The 18,169-nt window shown below is 63.7% G+C and carries 21 protein-coding genes; 4 read left to right on the top strand and 17 right to left on the bottom strand.

Going from position 1 to position 18,169, the window contains the following annotated elements; translation table 11 throughout:
* Positions 1–28 precede the first annotated feature (28 nt).
* Positions 29–1,264 carry a class I SAM-dependent RNA methyltransferase gene (locus NKI37_RS15825; RefSeq protein WP_023668426.1) on the bottom strand — a complete coding sequence of 412 codons (1,236 nt, stop codon included), beginning with the start codon at positions 1,262–1,264 and terminating at the stop codon, positions 29–31.
* Positions 1,261–2,055 carry a TlyA family RNA methyltransferase gene (locus NKI37_RS15820; RefSeq protein ID WP_023824247.1) on the bottom strand — a complete coding sequence of 265 codons (795 nt, stop codon included), beginning with the start codon at positions 2,053–2,055 and terminating at the stop codon, positions 1,261–1,263. The genes NKI37_RS15825 and NKI37_RS15820 overlap by 4 nt, the downstream gene beginning before the upstream one ends.
* Positions 2,056–2,201: 146 nt before the next feature.
* Between NKI37_RS15820 and NKI37_RS15815 the strand changes: the two genes are divergently transcribed.
* Complete coding sequence (locus NKI37_RS15815; protein ID WP_023668428.1) at positions 2,202–2,603, top strand: GFA family protein; 402 nt, start codon at positions 2,202–2,204, stop codon at positions 2,601–2,603.
* On the opposite strand, the gene NKI37_RS15810 is transcribed toward NKI37_RS15815, so the two are convergent.
* From NKI37_RS15810 to NKI37_RS15775, 8 genes are all read right to left on the bottom strand, one after another.
* A complete protein-coding gene (locus tag NKI37_RS15810; RefSeq protein WP_023668429.1) occupies positions 2,600–2,884 on the bottom strand; it encodes a hypothetical protein in 285 nt (94 codons plus the stop codon). The genes NKI37_RS15815 and NKI37_RS15810 overlap by 4 nt on opposite strands.
* Positions 2,885–3,029: 145 nt before the next feature.
* Entirely contained in the window at positions 3,030–4,943 is a 1,914-nt protein-coding gene (gene dxs / locus NKI37_RS15805) for a 1-deoxy-D-xylulose-5-phosphate synthase (RefSeq protein ID WP_023685414.1), read from the bottom strand.
* A gap of 101 nt (positions 4,944–5,044) precedes the next feature.
* Complete coding sequence (locus tag NKI37_RS15800) at positions 5,045–5,965, bottom strand: pirin family protein (RefSeq protein ID WP_023668431.1); 921 nt, start codon at positions 5,963–5,965, stop codon at positions 5,045–5,047.
* 10 nt (positions 5,966–5,975) lie between these two features.
* Positions 5,976–6,242 carry a DUF2277 domain-containing protein gene (locus tag NKI37_RS15795; protein WP_023668432.1) on the bottom strand — a complete coding sequence of 89 codons (267 nt, stop codon included), beginning with the start codon at positions 6,240–6,242 and terminating at the stop codon, positions 5,976–5,978.
* A 38-nt stretch (positions 6,243–6,280) separates the two neighbouring features.
* Positions 6,281–6,532: an exodeoxyribonuclease VII small subunit gene (locus tag NKI37_RS15790; RefSeq protein ID WP_023668433.1), complete on the bottom strand. Its 252-nt coding sequence runs from the start codon at positions 6,530–6,532 to the stop codon at positions 6,281–6,283.
* A 3-nt stretch (positions 6,533–6,535) separates the two neighbouring features.
* A complete protein-coding gene (locus tag NKI37_RS15785; protein ID WP_023685412.1) occupies positions 6,536–7,462 on the bottom strand; it encodes a histone deacetylase family protein in 927 nt (308 codons plus the stop codon).
* 71 nt (positions 7,463–7,533) lie between these two features.
* Positions 7,534–8,517 carry a hypothetical protein gene (locus NKI37_RS15780; RefSeq protein ID WP_023708732.1) on the bottom strand — a complete coding sequence of 328 codons (984 nt, stop codon included), beginning with the start codon at positions 8,515–8,517 and terminating at the stop codon, positions 7,534–7,536.
* A gap of 94 nt (positions 8,518–8,611) precedes the next feature.
* The gene (locus tag NKI37_RS15775; protein ID WP_023708733.1) at positions 8,612–9,220 is read right to left on the bottom strand and encodes a TetR/AcrR family transcriptional regulator; all 609 of its coding nucleotides are present in this window, start codon (positions 9,218–9,220) and stop codon (positions 8,612–8,614) included.
* 118 nt (positions 9,221–9,338) lie between these two features.
* Here NKI37_RS15775 and NKI37_RS15770 point away from each other — a divergent pair, with 118 nt between their 5' ends.
* Positions 9,339–10,562 (top strand): MFS transporter, encoded by a 1,224-nt coding sequence (locus NKI37_RS15770; protein WP_023709369.1) that lies wholly within the window; start codon positions 9,339–9,341, stop codon positions 10,560–10,562.
* A 62-nt stretch (positions 10,563–10,624) separates the two neighbouring features.
* Here NKI37_RS15770 and NKI37_RS15765 read toward each other — a convergent pair whose 3' ends face one another.
* The 3 genes from NKI37_RS15765 to aroC all read right to left on the bottom strand — a co-directional run bounded on the left by NKI37_RS15765 (position 10,625) and on the right by aroC (position 13,356).
* The gene (locus NKI37_RS15765) at positions 10,625–11,047 is read right to left on the bottom strand and encodes a hypothetical protein (protein ID WP_023685408.1); all 423 of its coding nucleotides are present in this window, start codon (positions 11,045–11,047) and stop codon (positions 10,625–10,627) included.
* Between the two features lie 18 nt (positions 11,048–11,065).
* Entirely contained in the window at positions 11,066–12,166 is a 1,101-nt protein-coding gene (ribB, locus tag NKI37_RS15760) for a 3,4-dihydroxy-2-butanone-4-phosphate synthase (protein ID WP_023685407.1), read from the bottom strand.
* Between the two features lie 74 nt (positions 12,167–12,240).
* Positions 12,241–13,356, bottom strand: a complete 1,116-nt coding sequence (gene aroC, locus NKI37_RS15755) for a chorismate synthase (protein WP_352789251.1) — start codon at positions 13,354–13,356, stop codon at positions 12,241–12,243.
* Between the two features lie 183 nt (positions 13,357–13,539).
* Here aroC and NKI37_RS15750 point away from each other — a divergent pair, with 183 nt between their 5' ends.
* Entirely contained in the window at positions 13,540–13,794 is a 255-nt protein-coding gene (locus NKI37_RS15750) for a DUF1344 domain-containing protein (RefSeq protein ID WP_023687135.1), read from the top strand.
* An 82-nt stretch (positions 13,795–13,876) separates the two neighbouring features.
* On the opposite strand, the gene NKI37_RS15745 is transcribed toward NKI37_RS15750, so the two are convergent.
* The 3 genes from NKI37_RS15745 to mddA all read right to left on the bottom strand — a co-directional run bounded on the left by NKI37_RS15745 (position 13,877) and on the right by mddA (position 16,291).
* Entirely contained in the window at positions 13,877–14,464 is a 588-nt protein-coding gene (locus NKI37_RS15745) for a histidine phosphatase family protein (RefSeq protein WP_023692086.1), read from the bottom strand.
* Positions 14,465–14,510: 46 nt separating this feature from the next.
* On the bottom strand, positions 14,511–15,332 hold the full coding sequence (fabI, locus tag NKI37_RS15740) for an enoyl-ACP reductase FabI (protein WP_023727494.1): 822 nt from the start codon (positions 15,330–15,332) through the stop codon (positions 14,511–14,513).
* Between the two features lie 224 nt (positions 15,333–15,556).
* A complete protein-coding gene (mddA, locus tag NKI37_RS15735; protein WP_023723279.1) occupies positions 15,557–16,291 on the bottom strand; it encodes a methanethiol S-methyltransferase in 735 nt (244 codons plus the stop codon).
* A 186-nt stretch (positions 16,292–16,477) separates the two neighbouring features.
* Here mddA and NKI37_RS15730 point away from each other — a divergent pair, with 186 nt between their 5' ends.
* Positions 16,478–17,113, top strand: coding sequence for a TetR/AcrR family transcriptional regulator (locus tag NKI37_RS15730; RefSeq protein ID WP_023740699.1), 636 nt, complete (start codon positions 16,478–16,480; stop codon positions 17,111–17,113).
* Between the two features lie 19 nt (positions 17,114–17,132).
* Here NKI37_RS15730 and NKI37_RS15725 read toward each other — a convergent pair whose 3' ends face one another.
* The gene (locus NKI37_RS15725) at positions 17,133–18,062 is read right to left on the bottom strand and encodes a DnaJ C-terminal domain-containing protein (protein ID WP_023702031.1); all 930 of its coding nucleotides are present in this window, start codon (positions 18,060–18,062) and stop codon (positions 17,133–17,135) included.
* Positions 18,063–18,169: the final 107 nt, after the last annotated feature.

The raw sequence follows: 18,169 nt of genomic DNA, 5'->3' as shown, positions 1-18,169 counted from the left end.
CAAGCACGGCCTTGTGAAAATCGGCGGATTAACGTCGCCGTTTCGGCTTCTCCAGCAGCGCCACGGCCTCGACATGCGGCGACCACAGGAACTGGTCGATGGGCGTGACGCTCTTCAAGATGTAGCCGCCGTCAATCAGGATGCGCAGGTCTCGTGCCAGCGTCACCGGATTGCAGGAGACGGCGGCGACGAACGGCACATCCGAGCGGGCGATCTGCTTCGACTGGTCCTCGGCGCCGGCGCGCGGCGGGTCGAAGACGACGCCATCGAAAGCATTCAGCTCCTTGAACGTCAGCGGCCGCCGGAACAGGTCGCGGCGTTCGCCGGTTACCCGCTTCAGGCCGGTGGCGAAGCGCGATCCGCGGTCGAGCGCCGAAAGGGCTGCCGCGTCGCCTTCGACCGCGTGGACTTCGGATTTGGCCGCCAGCCGAAGCGCAAAGCTGCCGCAGCCGGCGAAAAGATCCGCGACTTTCCTGGCACGCTTCAGATGTCCGCCAACGAGATCGGCCATCGTCTGTTCGGCGGCTTGCGTTGCCTGCAGGAAGGCGCCAGGCGGTATGGCGACAGCGACGGTGCCGAACATGACCACCGGCTTTTTCGGCTCGATGACAATCTCGTCGTCGATCGAAAGCCGGGCAAAGCCATTGGCCATGATGAAGTTGGAGGCGACCCGGCGCTGGTTCTCGCCCAGCTTGCCCGACTCATAGACAGCGACGTCAAGCCCCGAGCCCGTCACAGTGACCGCCATCCGGAACGATTTGGTGGTGGCGCAAACCAGGTCGGCGACCGACCTCAAGCGATCGAGCGCGGCAACGATCTCCGGCAGCGAGATCGGACATTCCTCGATGGGGATGATTTCCGGCGACAGATGGCGATGGAAGCCAAGCAGCATGCCTGTGTCGGCGCGCCTGGCGGCAAGCACGACGCGGCGGCGTGTGTGTGGCGCACACGGCACCAGGGCGCCGATGTCGCCGGCAATGCCTTTCAAGGCGTGCACGACCTTGTCGCGTTTCCATTGCTGGTAAGCGTCGGCTTGCAGATGCTGGACGGCGCAGCCGCCGCATTCGGTGAAATGCCGGCAGGCCGGATCGATACGCAGCGGCGACGTCTCCAATACCGCCATCAGCATGGCGCGATCCCTCTCGCGCGCGGCGGTGACGGTCTCGCCGGGCAGGGTGAAGGGAATGAACAGCTCGCCGGTTTCCGTCTCGGCGACGCCGTCGCCCTGCGAACCCAGTCTCTTGATGGTGAAGCCCGTGCTCATCGGTCCTTGGTCCCGGCATCCTTGGTCCCGGCATCCTTGATCCCGGCAAGCAGGAATTCGCGGTTGCCGTCGCCGCCTTCGATCGGCGACATGTGCAAGCCCAATGTACGCCAGCCAGGGACGCCTTCGAGCCATTCCTGCAGCAAGCCGGCCACACGGGCGGCGTCATAAGGGTCTTTCAAAAGACCGCCCTTGCCGATCGCCTCGCGGCCGGCCTCGAATTGCGGCTTGACCAGAAACACCGCACGAGCGCCGTCCCGTGCCAATGCCAACGCCGGTGGCATCGCCAGTTTCAACGAGATGAAGCTTACATCGGAGACGATGAAATCGGGGATACGGCCGCCGAGATCGGCAGCCGCGAGCTCGCGAGCGTTGAGGCCCTCGATAACCGTCACGCGCGGGTCGCCCGCAATGTCGGGATGCATCTGGCCGTGGCCGACATCGATGGCCGTGACATGGGCCGCGCCGCGTTCGAGCAGCACCTGGGTGAAGCCGCCTGTCGAGGCGCCGATATCGAGAGCTTCACTGCCCGCGGGATCGAGACTGAAATGGTCGAGCCCGGCGATCAGCTTCAGCGCCGCGCGTGAGACATAACCCTGCGCCGGGTCGTCGATGACGATGAGACAGCGCGGCAGAACCGTCTGGCCGGGCTTGCGGGCGACCACGCCGTCGACCATCACGGTGCCGCGCTCGACCGCGTCGCGGGCGCGCGAGCGGCTCGCAAACAGGCCGCGCTGGACGAGCAATTCGTCGAGCCGCTGGCGTGTGCTGGCTGGCAGAGGGGAGTTCATCGGCCTTCATGGCGAAAGCCGGCCGCGAAGGCAAGGACATTGGCATGGGAGGACGTCGAGACCCGGGCCGCAAGCCAGTCCGCCCGGTTGAATAGCGCAGCCAGTCCGGCAAGATGTAGAGGCTCAGGCAATGCGGAGGAAGACGAATGCTGACGGGAACCTGCCATTGCGGCGCCGCCCACTGGACGCTGGAAGGCGATCCCGGCCCGATCACGGCCTGCAATTGCACGCTTTGCCGCCGCTATGGCACGCTCTGGGCCTATGACTTTGTCGACGAGCGTATCCGGCTTGCGGGGCCTGTGCAGTCCTACACCCGCGCCGGCAAGGAGACGCCGTCGCTGGAAATCCTGTTTTGCCCGACATGTGCCTGTGTGCTTGCCTGGCGCGGTTTGCGCCGCAGCGACAGCAGCCGCACGCGTATCGCCGTCAATGTCAGGCTGGCACCGCCTGAGGCGGTCGCCGACCTGCCGATCGACCATTTCGACGGGCTGGACACTTATGACGACCTGCCGCGCGATGGGCGCTGCGTGCGCGATATGTGGTTTTAGAAGATCGTCCGTGAGACCTGCCGTTCAACGGCCGGCATCAGGCCGTCGCTTCCGTCATCTGAAGCCTGCTTGCGCGGGCGCTCGACAGCAACGACTGGTGCGTCCGGCACGACGACAAGCTGCGGCACCTGCTTGTAGGAAAAAGCGCCCCTGATATCGCCCATCTTGCGGGCGACGATGCCTGCCACCGCCTGTTCGAGCTTGCGGTCATAGCGCGTCTCGGCCATGGCCGGCGCGGCGATGACGGCCAAAAGGGCCGCGCCGCACAGAAGCGTTCGCATTGTTTTTAACTCCCTGCCTAGAGGCAGTTCTAGCAGGGCGGCGTTGAAAAACGGCCAAAAGAGACGGTAAGCGAAACGCCAAAGAGAAGCGTTAACAAAGTGTTAAGCTTGCACAGGCAACTGCTTCAGCTGCGTGAGGTTTGATTCAGGCGCGCTGCGCGCGCGCGGAATGGCCGAGCGCGACGAACACGGTGCGCACGATGCCGGCCGCGTCGAGCCCGGCATCGGCATACATTTTTTCCGGCTTGGCGTGGTCGGTGAACTCGTCTGGCAGCACCAGCGGCCGAACTTTCAGACCGCTTTCCAGCAAGCCTTCATGGGCGAGGAACTGCAGCACGTGGCTGGCGAAACCGCCGACAGCGCCCTCTTCCACCGTCACCAGCACTTCGTGCGAGCGGGCAAGACGGCGGATCAAATCCTCGTCGAGCGGCTTGGCGAAACGGGCGTCCGCAACCGTTGTCGACAATCCGGCCGCGCCGAGTTCCTCGGCCGCCAGCAGGCAATCCTGCAGTCTTGTGCCAAAGGACAGAAGCGCCACCTTGGTGCCTTCCCTGACGATGCGGCCCTTGCCAATTTCGAGCACCGAGCCGCGCTCCGGCATGTCGACGCCGACGCCATTGCCGCGCGGATAGCGGAAGGCGATCGGGCCTTCGTCATAATAGGCGGCGGTGCGCACCATGTGGCGAAGCTCCGCCTCGTCGGCGGCCGCCATCACCACGAAGCCCGGCAGCGTCGCCAGGAAGGTGGTGTCGAAGGCGCCGCAATGAGTGGCGCCGTCGGCGCCGACGAAACCGGCGCGGTCGATCGGGAAACGCACCGGCAGTTTCTGGATCGCCACATCATGGACGACCTGATCGTAGGCGCGCTGCAGGAAGGTCGAATAGATGGCGGCGAAGGGCTTGTAGCCCTCGCTGGCGAGGCCGGCGGCGAAGGTCACGGCATGTTGCTCGGCAATGCCGACATCGAAGGTCCGGGTCGGAAACGCTTCGCCGAACAAATCGAGGCCGGTGCCGTTCGGCATGGCGGCGGTGACGGCGACGATACGTTCGTCCAGGCGGGCTTCCTGGACCAGGCTTTCGGCAAACACCTTGGTGTAGGCCGGCGCATTGGCCGGGGCCTTGGTCTGCGCGCCGGTGATGACGTCGAACTTGTTCACGCCATGATATTTGTCGGCCGCAGCCTCGGCCGGCGCGTAGCCCTTGCCCTTCTGGGTCACGACATGGATCAGCACCGGACCGTCGGCATGGTCGCGGACGTTCTTCAGCACCGGGATCAGATGCTCGAGATTGTGGCCGTCGATCGGGCCGATATGGTAGAAGCCAAGCTCCTCGAACAGCGTGCCGCCGGTGACGTAGCCGCGCGCATGCTCGACCGCCCGCTTGATGGCGCGATCGGCACGCTTGCCGAGATAGGAGGTCAGTTTCTTGCCGAAGTCGCGCAGGCCAAGATAGGTCTTGCCAGAGGCAAGCCGCGCCAGATAGGCGCTCATGGCGCCGGTCGGCGGCGCGATCGACATGTCGTTGTCGTTGAGAATGACGATCAGGCGAGCATCGAGCGCGCCGGCATTGTTCATGGCTTCATAGGCCATGCCGGCAGACATGGCGCCGTCGCCAATGACGGCAATGACATTGTTGTGGCCGCCGGAGAGGTCGCGCGCCATGGCCATGCCGAGGCCAGCGGAAATGGAGGTCGAGGAGTGCGCGGCGCCGAACGGGTCGTATTCGCTCTCGGCGCGACGGGTGAAGCCGGACAGGCCGCCTTCTTGCCTGAGCGTTCGGATGCGGTCGCGGCGGCCGGTCAGGATCTTGTGTGGATAGGCCTGGTGGCCGACATCCCAGATCACGCGGTCTTCCGGCGTGTTGAAGACATAGTGCAGCGCCACCGTCAGTTCGACGACACCGAGGCCGGCGCCGAGATGCCCGCCCGTATGCGAGACGGCATCGATCAGCTCGGCGCGCAGCTCCGAGGCCAGCTGCGGCAGCTCGCTTTCGTCAAGCTTCTTCAGGTCGGCTGGAATGCGGACCTTGTCGAGAAGCGGCGTATGCAGCGTTGCGTTCACTGTTAAAGGGCCTGCTCAGCTATAATGCGCGTCGATCATGGCGAAATATGCCTGCGTCGCCGGAATGTAAATGCGTGTCAGTGACGCGGGTGATGCTGACGTTAATTGTCCGGTAACGGAATGAACTCTTCCTCATCTCCAGGAACGATATCGAAGCGGCCCGTCTTCCATTCCTGCTTGGCCTGTTCGATGCGTTCCTTCGACGACGAGACGAAGTTCCACCAGATGTGGCGCGGAGAGCCGAGCGAAGCGCCCCCGAAGAGCATGAAATGGGCGCCGCGCTCGGACGACACGACGATCTCGTCACCAGGCCGGAACACCAGCAGCCGTTCGGCCGGAAAACGGTCGCCCGAAACCGAGACATCGCCGTGCAGCGTGTAGATGGCGCGTTCCTCGGCGTCGGCGGGAATTTTGACGCTGGCGCCGGGCGCCAGCCTCAGATCGGCGTAGAGCGTCTCGGTGTCGGCTCTTACCGGCGAGCGCAGTCCCTGGAAATCGCCGATCACCACGCGGCCGGAAACACCTTCGGCGTCGATCTCGGGCAGAAGGAGCGCGGCCGTGTTCTCGAACACCGGCGCCACTTCCTCCTTGCCGTCGGGCAAAGCCAGCCATGTCTGCAGGCCGGAGACCGACATCGGCGCGCCGCGCAGTTCTTCGGGCGTGCGTTCGGAATGGACAATGCCGCGGCCGGCGGTCATCAAATTCACGTCGCCGGGCTGGATGACCATCTCGGTGCCGAGCGAATCGCGGTGCCTGATATTGCCGTCGAACAGATAGGTGACGGTGGAAAGCCCGATATGCGGGTGCGGGCGCACATCCATCGCCTGGCCGGCGCGCAAGATCGCCGGCCCCATGCGGTCGAAGAAGATGAAGGGACCGACCAGCCGCCGCTTTGCCGTCGGCAGAGCGCGACGAACCTGGAAGCCGCCAATGTCCTTGGCGTTTGGAATGACCATGAGCTCGATCTGGTCGCTGGCGAAGGCATCGCCAGGCTCAGGGTCCTTGCCGGGGAAGAAACTCATCTGGATGTCCTCAGGCGAAGCGGAGCGCCGATTTGGCTTTTGCCTTGGCCGCCACCTCTTCACGATTGCGCGGATGATGCGTGGTTTCCAGCGAATGCAGCAATTCATGCGCCGATTCGGCGATCGCCTCGACGGCACGGTCGAAGGCTGCCTGGTTGCGCTGCGAGGGGCGCGTCGTTCCGCTCAGTTTGCGCACGAATTGAAGGGCGGCGTCGCGGATCTCGTCATGGGTCGCCGGCGGCTCGAAATTGAACAGGGTCTTGATGTTTCTGCACATGCTTGAACTCCTATCTGCTTTATGCCCGCCCCATTCCACTACTCCGCGTCGAGCGGCTCCGTTCCCACCGGTTTGCCATCACGCGACAGCCTGATCTTCTCGACCTTGTCTTCGGCCGCCTTCAGCAGCCGGTCGCAATGGGCCTTCAGCGCCTCGCCGCGCTCATAGATCTTGATCGATTGGTCGAGCGGCACGTCGCCGCGTTCCAGATCATCGACGATCTTTTCCAGCGCGTCGAGTGCCTGCTCGAAGCTCATCGCCTTCACGTCTTCATTTGCTTCGCCAGCCATACTTTACCCCTTCATCAGCCGCCCGACATGGGCGGCGACCGAAAATGCCAGTCCCTGCAGATCGTAGCCGCCCTCAAGCAGGCTGACGAGCCGGTTGCCGCTGTGGCGCCCGGCGCGTTCCAGCAACTGGCCTGTCGCCCAGTCGAAATCGTCCTCGCTGAGGTTGATCTCGGCCAGCGGGTCGCGATGGTGAGCGTCGAAGCCTGCGGAAATGATGATCAGATCGGGCGCGAAATTGTCGAGTGCCGGAAGGACGCGCGACAGCAAGGCATCGCGAAACATGTCCGAGCCGGTCTGCGGCGCCAGCGGCGCGTTGACGATGTTGCCGGCGCCGGTTTCGTTTTTAGCCCCGGTGCCGGGATAGAGCGGCATCTGGTGCGTCGAACAATAGAGCACCGAGGGATCGTCCCAGAAAATGTCCTGCGTGCCATTGCCGTGATGCACGTCCCAGTCGACGATGGCGACACGCTCGGCGCCGTGTTTCTTCTGCGCGTAGCGGGCCGCGATCGCCGCGGTGTTGAACAGGCAAAAGCCCATGGCCGTGGTCTTTTCGGCATGATGGCCGGGCGGACGCGCGGCGACGAAGGCATTGGCAACGCTGCCCTCGAAAACATCGTCGACGGCAGCGTTGGCCGCACCGATGGCAGTGACCACCGCCTGCCAGCTTTTCGGGCTGGCGCTCGTGTCGGCGTCGATCGAGGCAATGCCGCTTTCAGGGATCGCGGCGCGGACGCGGGCGACGAAATCCTCGGGGTGGGCGTAGAGGATTGTGGCCTCGTCGCCTTGCGGCGCCGTTACCCGATCGAGTGCGGTGAAGGCCTCGTCGTCGAGCACGCGCTCGATAGCGCGCAAGCGGTCCGGCCGCTCCGGATGACCGGGGGGCGTCAGATGTTCGAGGAAGATCGGATGGGTGTAGAGCCTGGTGACCATGACCCGATATAGGCGCGCCCGGCCGCTTTGACCATGGTTTGACGCCGCACCGCCCCGACGTTCAACAGGGATTACACCCCGGGCGCCGGCTGCGTCCAGCGCGAGCCGCCGAAGGAGGCCAGCGCCTTATCCCTGAGTTCCCTGAACTTGGACGACCCCTCGGCCAGCCGCTGGTCCCATTCGGCGTTCGGCACCTGGCCTTCGATGGTCTTGAAATAGACCTGCATCAGGCAGGCTATGGCGAAGGGTTCGATGAAGGCCGCCTTGAAGGCCCAGGCAAGGAGGATGGCGAGCACGAAGGCCCAGCCGCCGAGCTGCCCCGGAATGAACCACATGATGGCGGCGGCCGGCGCCAGCATCAAAAGGAAGATGACGAAGGACACACCCCACATGATGACCGCCAGCCAGATGGCGTTCTTGACCATGGTCTTGCCGTTCTGGGCGTAGAGCACGACGCCTTGCCGGGCTGTCTCGAAGGGCGATGACGAGTTGATGCGGATGTTGTAGCCGAGGATGATCTCGTCGACATAGGTCAGCGACAGGCGGATGACCGTATTGATGAAAGCGATCAGGCCGCCGAGACCCGGAATGGGCAGGAAGGCGGCGATGCCGCCGATCAGGCCGGTGATGGCGCGGATGGCGCCCTTGACCAGCTGGTCGACCACGAAAAGGATGTTGGCCTCGGCGAAACGCTCCTTCACCACGTCCTTGGCGTAGGCGATCTGGTCCTGCCCATTGGGAACGTCCCGGCCATCGATCAAATGGACCATGACGGCGATATGGCCGGCCTTGACGACGTAGAGGATGTATTCGCGGATCCAGTAGAGCGCGATCGAAACGATGCCGATGCCGACGATGCCGCCCCACAGTGCAAAGGAAAGCGGCCCGTCGGGATCGGTGGAGATATGGCCGACGCCATAGCCGACGGAGGCGCCGCTGCCGGTCGCCACGATATAGGCGAGCGTAATGCCGAAATAGACGATCATGCGAAAGACGATGAATGGCCATGTCCTGATCATGATGGACACCGACCTGCCGATTTCGAAATCCCACATGCGCCCGAATCTCCCCTCAGAGATGGACGGCGAGGATGAACCCGGGCCGGGAATTGTCAATCTCGGCAAATGCCGGGTCTGGGCCGACCAGATTTCAGGCCGGCTGCGAACCCTGTTTTTTGAGAAGCCCTTCAAGCAGTTGCTGGAAGGCTGCCACCACGGTCTTCGACGTCGCTTCGGGGTCGTTCGAATTGGCGATGCGCTGCGCCGCCTGGCTGCTGGCGCCGTTGATCAGCCGGGCGGCGGTTTCGGGGTCGACGCCGGGGACGACCACCCCCTCCTGCTGCAGAGCCGTCAGATGATCGGTCATCGAGCCGACGCAGGCATTGGCGTTCGGCCATTGCGCCGGATCGCCGAGCACAGCCGGACCGTCGCGAAACATGATGCGCTGGATTTCCGGCTCCAGCGCCATCTCGATATAGGTCGTGCATTCGTCGACGAAACGCTGCCAGCGGCTTGGCGCCCGCGACGCAATCTCATGGATGCGGACGGCCATCTCGCCATCGATTTCGGCGATGACGGCCTGCAGCAGGCCCTTCTTGTCGCCGAAATGATGATAGAGCGCACCGCGCGTCAGCCCGGCCGAGGCGGTGAAGTCGTCCATCGACGCGTCGGCATAGCCGATCGTGCCGAAAGCGTGGCGGGCCGCCGTGATCAGCTTGGCGCGCGTTTCGGCAATCATCTCCTTGCGGGGTCTGTGCATGGTTCTGGCCTTATTCACATACGCTTCGTATGCCAATTGACATACGCGGCGTATCGACTACCTATATTCATACGCACCGTATGTAATTGTCGAATTGGCCTTTGTCGAGGAACCAGCCATGCAAAACCCATACTCGGAAATCTTTCGTGCCCCTGGAGCCAAGGGGTTTGCCGCCGCGGGCTTCCTCGCGCGGCTGCCGATCGCCATGGCGCCGATCGGCATCGTGGCCATGCTGTCGCAGACACGTGGCGAATACTGGCTGGCGGGAGCTGTCTCGGCGACGTTCGCGCTGAGCAACGCTTTCGTGGCGCCGCAGATATCACGGCTGGTCGATCGCCTCGGCCAGACGCGGATCGTGGTTCCGACCACCATCCTCACCGTGCTCGCCTTCGCGGTGCTGATTGCCGCAGCCAATCAGGACTGGCCGGTGTGGACGCTGTTTGTGTCGGCACTGGCGGCCGCCGCCATGCCCAGCATGCCGGCGATGGTGCGCGCGCGCTGGACCGAGATTTTTCGCGGCCGGCCGCAGATGAACACCGCATTCGCCTTCGAATCGGCGGCGGACGAACTCGTCTACATTGCAGGCGCATCGCTGTCGGTGGGCTTGAGTGCCGCTCTGTTCCCGGAAGCCGGTGTCCTGGTCAGCACGCTATTCCTCGCCCTTGGCTCGGCAGCCTTCATCCTGCAGCGTTCGACCGAACCACAAGTGCGGCCGGTGAATCATGTCTCGAGCGGCTCGGCAATCCGGCTCAGGCCGGTGCAGATCATCACCTTCGCCCTGATCTTCGTCGGCGCCACCTTCGCGACGACGGAAGTGAGCACGGTGGCGATCACCAAGGAACTCGGCCAGCCGGGCGCCGCCAGCCTCGTCATCGGCGTCTATGCGCTGGGATCGTTCGTGCTCGGCCTCGTCGTCGGTGCGCTCAACCTGAAAGCGCCGCTGCAGCGCCAGTTGGCCCTCGCGGTCGCCCTCGTTGCGCTCGGCACATTGCTGCCGCTCACCGCCGACACGGTGCCGCTGCTGGCGCTGACCGTTTTCATCAGCGGCGTGGCGATCTCGCCAACCTTCATCACCGCCTTCGGCCTGATCGAACGCCACGTGCCGGAAGCGATGCTGACCGAAGGCATCACCTGGGTGATGACCGGCATCGGCATCGGCATGGCGCTGGGTTCGTTTGCCGCCGGCGCGGTGGTGGATGAGTTCGGCGCCAGGAACGGGTTCTGGGTCTCGGTGGTTTCAGGCACTATCGCACTGGTCACGGTGTTGGTGGGCCAGCGCAGCCTGGCCACCCGCGCCTGCGAGCTGGACGGCTGCGGTGCAGCCGCCGTTCCCGCGGAATAAACGCACAAGCGTCCGGTCGGGAACGCGGATCGGACGCAGCTTCTCCAAAGGAGCGCGGCTCCCTACGACTGTTCAAGCCTCTTGCGGATCTCGTTTCCATCGAGAACGACAACAGGACTTCCCAGTGTCTCAACCATATCCGGGTTCAGATGGGGTATGGTTTCAGCGCGCCCGACCATCGGCGGACATTCTCCGGCGCAATACACGACCGAGCTGGTGACACGCAGGATTTTCCACAGCGCTTCGTAGAGGCGCGGATCGTCGGGCGGCCGCGCGACGGTGAAGCCTGAACATCGCGAGGCATCGCCGGGGTCGAAATTGAGATAGAGGTCGGCCGACGACGCATCGTCATAGGCGACGACCCAGCAGGTGAATTCAGGTTCACGCCTGGTGACGAACGGCGCGAAGGCATCCTCGACGATCGATGTGGGGAAGTAGCTCTCTTCGCCATCTTCAAAGCAATTGAGATAGGCCTCGAAGCTCATCCGACCGCCCCCTGTCCCCTAGAAAATCTCGGTCTTGGCGATATGAATGCCAAAGCCCTCAAGCCCGACATAGTGGCGTTCGCGCGAGGCGATCAAATTGATCGAGGAGATGCCGAGATCCTTGAGAATCTGCGCGCCGAGGCCGATTTCTCGCCACTCGTTCTCACGGCGGCGGGCCTCTTCGTGGTCCTCACGGTCGGCACTCATCGGCCGGTTGCGCTCCTGATGGGCGACGCCGACCGAACCCTCTCGGAGGTAAACGATGACGCCGCGCTTGCGTTCGCCCATCGCCTTCATAATGGCGTCGAGCCGGTGGCTGGTGCCGAACACGTCGGTCACCACATCCTCCGAATGCAGCCGCACCGGCACGTCCTCGCCGTCACGGATGTCGCCGAAAACGACCGCGACATGGTGCATGGAATCCCAGGGCAGCGTGTAGGTGAAGACCTGTGCCTTGCCGCCGAGTGTGTCGATTTCGGAGCAGGCGACGCGTTCGACCAGCGTTTCCTTGCGCTGCCGGTAGGCGATGAGGTCGGCGACCGAGACCTGCTTGAGGCCGTGTTCCTCGGCAAAGCTCGCCACCTGCGGGCCGCGCTTGACGGTGCCGTCGTCATTGACCAACTCCGAGATCACGCCAACCGGCGGCAGGCCGGCAAGCTTGCAGAGATCGACCGCGGCTTCGGTATGGCCCGAACGCATCAGCACGCCGCCTTCCCTAGCGATCAGCGGGAAGATGTGGCCGGGGCGAACGAAATCCGAACCGCCGACATTGCCGTTGGCCAGGTTGCGCACGGTCAGCGTGCGGTCCTCGGCCGAAATGCCGGTGGTGGTGCCATGCTTGAAATCGACGCTGACGGTAAAGGCCGTGGTGTGGGCGGAATCATTGTCGGCGACCATCGGCTGCAGATTGAGCCGCTTGGCCTCCTCGCGCGGCATCGGCGTGCAGACGATGCCGGAGGTGTGACGGATGATGAAGGCCATTTTCTCCGGGCTGCAATGCACGGCGGCAACGATCAGGTCGCCCTCGTTCTCACGCCCGTCATCGTCCATCACGACGACGATCTCGCCGCGCTCGAAGGCGCGGATGGCTTCGACGATTTTCTTCTGATCGTATGGCATTGGCTCGCTTCGCTCGCAGGGAATAGGGGTTGGGCAGTAGGAGTTAGGGAAGGAAGTACGGGCTGGCTTATTGCCTAATCCCTACTGCCTAATCCCCGGCCTGTCTGTCCCCGGTGCCGCAGATAATGGTCGGCGATGGCGCAGGCAACCATGGCTTCGCCGATCGGCACGGCGCGGATGCCGACGCACGGGTCGTGGCGGCCCTTGGTCATGGCGTCGACGTCGTTGCCGTCCTTGTCGATGGATTTGCGCGGCGTCAGGATCGACGAGGTCGGCTTGACGGCGAAGCGGGCGACGATCGCCTGGCCGGTCGAGATGCCGCCCAGAATGCCGCCGGCATTGTTGGACAGGAAGACCGGCTTGCCGTCATTGCCGATGCGCATCTCGTCGGCATTCTGTTCGCCGGTGATGCGCGCGGCTTCGAAACCGTTGCCGATCTCGACGCCCTTGACGGCGTTGATCGACATCAGGCCGGACGCGATGTCCTGGTCGAGCTTGGCATAGATCGGCGCGCCAAGGCCGGCTGGCACGCCGTCGGCGACGATCTCGATCACCGCGCCGACCGAGGAGCCGGATTTGCGGATGCCGTCGAGATATTGCGTGAAGACGGGAACGGACGCCGGATCGGGGGTAAAGAACGGGTTTTCGGCGTCACCGATGAAATTCCAGTTCCAGTTGGCGCGGTCGATGGATTTCTCGCCCATCGAGACCAGCGCGCCGCGCACCACCATTCCGGGCACCACCTTGCGCGCCAAGGCGCCGGCCGCCACGCGAGCGGCGGTCTCGCGGGCCGAAGAACGGCCGCCGCCGCGATGGTCGCGCAGGCCGTATTTGACGTCATAGGTGTAGTCGGCGTGGCCGGGACGGTACTGGCGGGCGATCTCGCCATAGTCCTTGGAGCGCTGGTCGACATTCTCGATCAGCATCGAGACGGGCGTGCCGGTGGTGATCATCGACTCGCCGTCCTCGTCGAGGATGAAGCCGGACAGCACCTTCACCTCGTCCGGTTCGCGGCGCTGCGTCACAAAACGTGACTGGCCGGGGCGGCGCTTGTCGAGTTCGGCCTGAATTTCGGCCCGTGTGAAGCGGATGCCGGGCGGGCAGCCGTCGACGACACAGCCGAGCGACGGGCCATGGCTTTCGCCCCAGGTGGTGACGCGGAAGAGATGGCCGAACGTGTTGTGAGACATGAATTTTAGCCCTGCCCGGCAGCGGACCGGATCAAAGGTGCGTTCTATTGGCGTTTTCCACAGCGGTCAAACTGTGATCCGGCGGTTTTAGTTTTGACACATTCGGTTGGTTTCTGCTCTCTTCCATCCGCCCGTTGAAAGCTCGCCGCCATCCGTGCAGGCGCAATGACAAAGAGGACGACGATGCGTACCCTGATTGGCGCTGCTGCCGCCATGTTGCTGATTTCCACCGCCGCCTATGCCGGCCAGACCGAAGGCCTGATCAAGAAGGTCGACAAGGACGCACTGACGCTGACGCTGGAGGACGGCAAGTCCTTCAAGCTCAACGCCGAGACCGATCTCGATTCGCTGAAGCCGGGCATGGATGTCGTGATTGCCTATGACGTGACGAATGGCGAGAACGTCGTCACCGACATGGAATTGCCCGACACCGAATAAGACCGACGCCGAACAGGGTCTTGCCGCTCGGCGGAGCCCTGCACGGATAAACAGGACAGTCGTCCTGTTTATCTGCTCGAACCTAAAGCCAATCCAGACGCCCGTCCTGCAGCCTGAGCACCCGGTCCTGCCGCACTTCCAGGTTTGCCGCTTCGTGTTCGGAAACACCCTTGACCATCCGAAACAGGGTCCGCACGACGCCACCATGCGTGACGCAGACCGTCTGGTGGTCGAGCGCGTCGAACCACGGCTTCACCCGTTCGAGCAGCATCTGGTAGCTTTCGGCGCCCTCGCCCGGCGGCTGGAAATTCCATTTGTTGCGTCGTCGCGCCTTCGCCGAGCCCGGCATCCGCGCATCGAGTTCGGCATAGGTAAAGCCCTGCCAGTCGCCAAAGTGCACCTCGACCAGACGCGGGTCGGTGCGGTAGCCATCGGGATCGAGCTGCATCGCCAAGCGCAGCCGCTGCATCGTCTCGCGCGTCCGCTTCATCGGGCTGGCGACAAAGTCGAAATCCTCAGGGTTCTGGATCAGTTCGGCCAGCCGCCGTCCATTGCGGGTCGCCTGCTCGCGGCCGAGCGCGTTGAGATCGGTGTCGGCCTGGCCCTGCAGCCGCGACTCGGCATTCCACTGCGTCTGGCCATGGCGCACGATGTAGACGAGCGGAACCATCAGGTCTTCCGGAAATCAGGACAGGCGGGCGGAAACCGCGGCAGAACTATTCCTTGACGGTCGAAATATCCGGCGCGTCGACCGCCTTCATGCCGACGACGTGATAGCCGGAATCGACATGGTGCACCTCGCCGGTGACGCCACGCGACAGGTCCGACAGGAAATAGACGGCGGAATCGCCGACTTCTTCCTGGGTGACGGTCTGCTTCAGCGGCGAATTGTATTCGTTCCACTTGAGGATGTAGCGGAAGTCGCCGATGCCCGAAGCAGCCAAGGTCTTGATCGGCCCGGCCGAGATGGCGTTGACGCGGATCTTCTTGCCGCCGAGGTCGACGGCGAGATAGCGCACGCTGGCTTCGAGCGCGGCCTTGGCGACACCCATGACGTTGTAATGCGGCATGACCTTTTCGGCGCCGTAATATGTCAGCGTCAGCAGCGAGCCGCCGTCGGTCATCAGCGCTTCGGCGCGCTTGGCGATGGTGGTGAAGGAATAGACCGAAATGTCCATGGTGCGCAGGAAATTGTCGCGCGTCGTCTCGACATAGCGTCCGGTCAGCTCGTCCTTGTCGGAAAAGGCGATGGCATGGACGAGGAAGTCGAGCTTGCCGCCCCAATGCTTGGCGACATTGGCAAACACCTCGTCGAGGCTCGCCGGATCAGTGACATCGCAATGACCGGCGACAAAGGCGCCCAATTCCGCAGCCAGCGGCTCGACGCGCTTCTTGAACGCCTCGCCCTGATAGGTCAGCGCGATCTCGGCGCCATGGTCGACGCAGGCCTTGGCGATGCCGTAGGCAATCGATCTGTTGTTGGCGACGCCCAGTATAAGGCCGCGCTTGCCGGCCATAAGGCCCTGTCCACCCGCCATGTCAGCGCTCTCCGAAAGATTTTCTGCTTTGGAGTGCCTATCGCACAGGCAGAAAGGCGCATCAAGCGCAGACGGGGCGCGCGTTCAATTCAGACACTCGGCGTGACAACGAATGGGGGATAATAACGTTGTTGTGAGATTTGAACACCTCACTGCGGCCAGCGCGCCTTGATGGCCCAGGCCCGGCCTACCAGCCTAATCGGCTGGTCGGCAACGCATCGGCCCTATCCAGCCATTTTGCGCCAGGGAATGAGCATTCCCACCTGCTTGCGGTAGAGGCGGTACTGATCGCCAAACATCGCGACGAGATCGCGTTCCTCGAGGAAGATGCCGAGCAGGATGTAGCCGGTGCTGCCCGCCGCGAACAGAAGATGGCCCCATGTCATCGACGGCGTCGCCCAGAAGGCCAGGAGAAAGCCGACATAGAGCGGGTGCCGGACCCATTTGTAGAACAGCGGCGTCCTGAACACGGGCGGCGCCGGTTCGCTCTTGCGCAAAGCGGCGAGAACCTGGCGCAGGCCGAACAGTTCGAAATGGTTGATCAGAAAGGTGCTGGTCAACAATACCGCCCAGCCGAGCCAGAACACGCCATGGATGACGGCGACCCAGACCGGGTTCTCGACCGTCCAGACGAGACCGGGAATCGGCCGCCATTGCCAGTAGAGCAGCAGCAGGATGAGGCTGGCCAAAAGCACATAGGTGCTGCGTTCGGCCGCGTGCGGGACAATCCGTGTCCACCAGCGCTTGAAAACCGGCCGCGCCATGATGCTGTGCTGGGCGGCGAAAAGGCCGAGCAGCAGTGCATTGCCGATGACGGCTTCGACCGGACTTCCAGCGACTCCGGAATCGATCGATTTCGGCACAACCATGTTGCCGACGAAACCGACCGCATAGAGAAACGAACCGAGAAAAATCAGGTATGCGGCAACGCCGTAGATAAGGGTGATTACGCCCGCCATGAGTGCCCTCCATGCAAGCATCAGGATTCGGTCGGTCGACCGAATTCAGCGTCAAAAACCATAAATTTTCTAGCGAGTCAACTTGATCGGTCGCTCGACCGAGATAGAGTGGAGGGACGTCCAGCCCCGGACAGGAGAAGCTATGATCCGCCCAGATTGCACCGCTAACAGCGGCAGCCACACCGCATGACGGACGCTGCCCAAGCCGTTACCCCACCGCAGAACAAGCAAAAGCGCGACACGCGCGCCGAACTGATTTCAGCCGCCGAGTTGTGCCTCCATCGAGGCGGCTACGCCGATCTGTCGACGCGCCGCGTTGCCGAGATCGCCGGCGTTCCGCTCAGCCAGATCCATTACCATTTCGGCTCCAAGGAACGGCTGTTCCTGGCCCTGCTCGACCATCTGAACGAGGGCCTGCTGAAACGCCAGGCGGAGACTTTTGCGGCACCGATGCCGCTGTGGCAGCGCTGGGAGCGCGCTTGCGATTTCCTCGACGATGATCTGGCGTCCGGCTATGTCCGGATCCTGCACGAGATGATCGCGGCAAGCCTGTCGAGCCCCGAGATCGCCAAGGCGGTGCGCCGCGACCTGCGCGGCTGGTTCGAACTGCTGGACGGACTGGCGCAAGAGGCGGAGCGGCGGTTCGGCGGCCTCGGGCCATTCTCCGCCGCCGAAGTGACCAGCCTGGTCAGCGCCGCATTCCTCGGCAGCGAGACGATGATCCTGCTTGAGATCGAGAGCCCGCATGTCCCGGTGCGGCAGGCGTTGCGCCGCTTCGGCGAAACCATCCGGCGGATGGAGGAAGCAGCGCCCGGCAGCTAGGCAGCCAAGTCGAGCCGCGTCAGCCTTTGCGGCTGCGCATCAGCGCTTCGAGTTCGCTGTCGCCGCCTTCCGGCAGCATGATGCGGACATGGGCGTAGAGATCGCCATGGCCGCCGGCCTTTTCCGGCAAGCCCCTGCCCTTCAGGCGCAGCACCTTATCGGAACTCGACCAGGCCGGAATGTTGACCGCCAGCCTGCCGGTCGGCGTGTCGACCGGCACCTTGGCGCCCAGCACCGCGTCGGCCAACGCTACCTCCAGATCGGCATGCAAGTCACGGCCCTCGATGCGGTAGCGCGGGTGCCTGCGGATACGGATCTTGACCAGCGCATCGCCCGGCTGTCCCGGCCCCTGCTCGCCCTGGCCCTTCAGCCGGATGGTCTGGCCATCCTCGACATAGACCGGCAGCTTGACCGCGATCTTGCGGCCGTCGGGGAACATCGCCGTCACCTTTTCGGCGGTCGCTATCTCCTCGATGGTGACGTCGAGCGTGACGTTCAGATCGGCGGCGGTCGCCTGCTGGCGGCGGTCGCCTGTTCCGGCGCCGCGCGCGCCGGAAAAGGCGTCGCCGAAGATCTGGCTGAAAATGTCGCTGTTGCCGTCGAACGGATCGCCGCCCGGACGCCCGGATCGGAATTCGAAGCGCGGGCCGCCGGCGCCCTGCTGGCGGCGGAAGCCACCGAACGGATCGCCGCCGCCGGCTGCGCCCTCGAAGCCCTGGAATTTCGGCTTGCCGTCGGCGTCGATCTCGCCGCGGTCGAAGGCCGCACGGTTCTTCTCGTCGCCGACGACCTCATAGGCCTGATTGGCGGCGGCAAAACGGTCCTTGGCCTTGGGATCATTCGGATTCTGGTCCGGATGATACTTTTTGGCGAGCTTGCGGTAGGCCGATTTTATGTCCTTGGCCGATGCGTTCTTGGCAACGCCCAGCACCTCATAGGGGTCGCGCATGCGTCCTGCCCTGGAAAATGAGTTAAATCCACGTTGGCCCTTATATGCGCTCCCATAGGAAGAAATTCCAGTGGCGCGCAGGCTTATCGAGGCTGAAATTGCGGCGC

This window comes from Mesorhizobium sp. M0626 (assembly GCF_040320665.1).
Lineage (GTDB): Bacteria > Pseudomonadota > Alphaproteobacteria > Rhizobiales > Rhizobiaceae > Mesorhizobium.
The sequence above is the reverse complement of the archived record's forward strand: the minus strand, read 5'-3'. Positions and strand labels throughout refer to the sequence as shown.

Excerpts from the sequence above, each read along its gene's own strand:
- NKI37_RS15775 (WP_023708733.1), bottom strand. The coding sequence starts at position 9,220 with ATGCACAGACCCCGCAAGGAGATGATTGCCGAAACGCGCGCCAAGCTG.
- NKI37_RS15815 (WP_023668428.1), top strand. The coding sequence starts at position 2,202 with ATGCTGACGGGAACCTGCCATTGCGGCGCCGCCCACTGGACGCTGGAA.
- NKI37_RS15750 (WP_023687135.1), top strand. The coding sequence starts at position 13,540 with ATGCGTACCCTGATTGGCGCTGCTGCCGCCATGTTGCTGATTTCCACC.
- NKI37_RS15725 (WP_023702031.1), bottom strand. The coding sequence starts at position 18,062 with ATGCGCGACCCCTATGAGGTGCTGGGCGTTGCCAAGAACGCATCGGCC.
- NKI37_RS15785 (WP_023685412.1), bottom strand. The coding sequence starts at position 7,462 with ATGGTCACCAGGCTCTACACCCATCCGATCTTCCTCGAACATCTGACG.
- fabI (WP_023727494.1), bottom strand. The coding sequence starts at position 15,332 with ATGGCGGGTGGACAGGGCCTTATGGCCGGCAAGCGCGGCCTTATACTG.
- mddA (WP_023723279.1), bottom strand. The coding sequence starts at position 16,291 with ATGGCGGGCGTAATCACCCTTATCTACGGCGTTGCCGCATACCTGATT.
- ribB (WP_023685407.1), bottom strand. The coding sequence starts at position 12,166 with ATGCCATACGATCAGAAGAAAATCGTCGAAGCCATCCGCGCCTTCGAG.
- NKI37_RS15780 (WP_023708732.1), bottom strand. The coding sequence starts at position 8,517 with ATGTGGGATTTCGAAATCGGCAGGTCGGTGTCCATCATGATCAGGACA.
- NKI37_RS15825 (WP_023668426.1), bottom strand. The coding sequence starts at position 1,264 with ATGAGCACGGGCTTCACCATCAAGAGACTGGGTTCGCAGGGCGACGGC.
- NKI37_RS15770 (WP_023709369.1), top strand. The coding sequence starts at position 9,339 with ATGCAAAACCCATACTCGGAAATCTTTCGTGCCCCTGGAGCCAAGGGG.
- NKI37_RS15790 (WP_023668433.1), bottom strand. The coding sequence starts at position 6,532 with ATGGCTGGCGAAGCAAATGAAGACGTGAAGGCGATGAGCTTCGAGCAG.
- NKI37_RS15730 (WP_023740699.1), top strand. The coding sequence starts at position 16,478 with ATGACGGACGCTGCCCAAGCCGTTACCCCACCGCAGAACAAGCAAAAG.
- aroC (WP_352789251.1), bottom strand. The coding sequence starts at position 13,356 with ATGTCTCACAACACGTTCGGCCATCTCTTCCGCGTCACCACCTGGGGC.
- NKI37_RS15745 (WP_023692086.1), bottom strand. The coding sequence starts at position 14,464 with ATGGTTCCGCTCGTCTACATCGTGCGCCATGGCCAGACGCAGTGGAAT.
- NKI37_RS15765 (WP_023685408.1), bottom strand. The coding sequence starts at position 11,047 with ATGAGCTTCGAGGCCTATCTCAATTGCTTTGAAGATGGCGAAGAGAGC.
- NKI37_RS15800 (WP_023668431.1), bottom strand. The coding sequence starts at position 5,965 with ATGAGTTTCTTCCCCGGCAAGGACCCTGAGCCTGGCGATGCCTTCGCC.
- NKI37_RS15820 (WP_023824247.1), bottom strand. The coding sequence starts at position 2,055 with ATGAACTCCCCTCTGCCAGCCAGCACACGCCAGCGGCTCGACGAATTG.
- NKI37_RS15810 (WP_023668429.1), bottom strand. The coding sequence starts at position 2,884 with ATGCGAACGCTTCTGTGCGGCGCGGCCCTTTTGGCCGTCATCGCCGCG.
- NKI37_RS15795 (WP_023668432.1), bottom strand. The coding sequence starts at position 6,242 with ATGTGCAGAAACATCAAGACCCTGTTCAATTTCGAGCCGCCGGCGACC.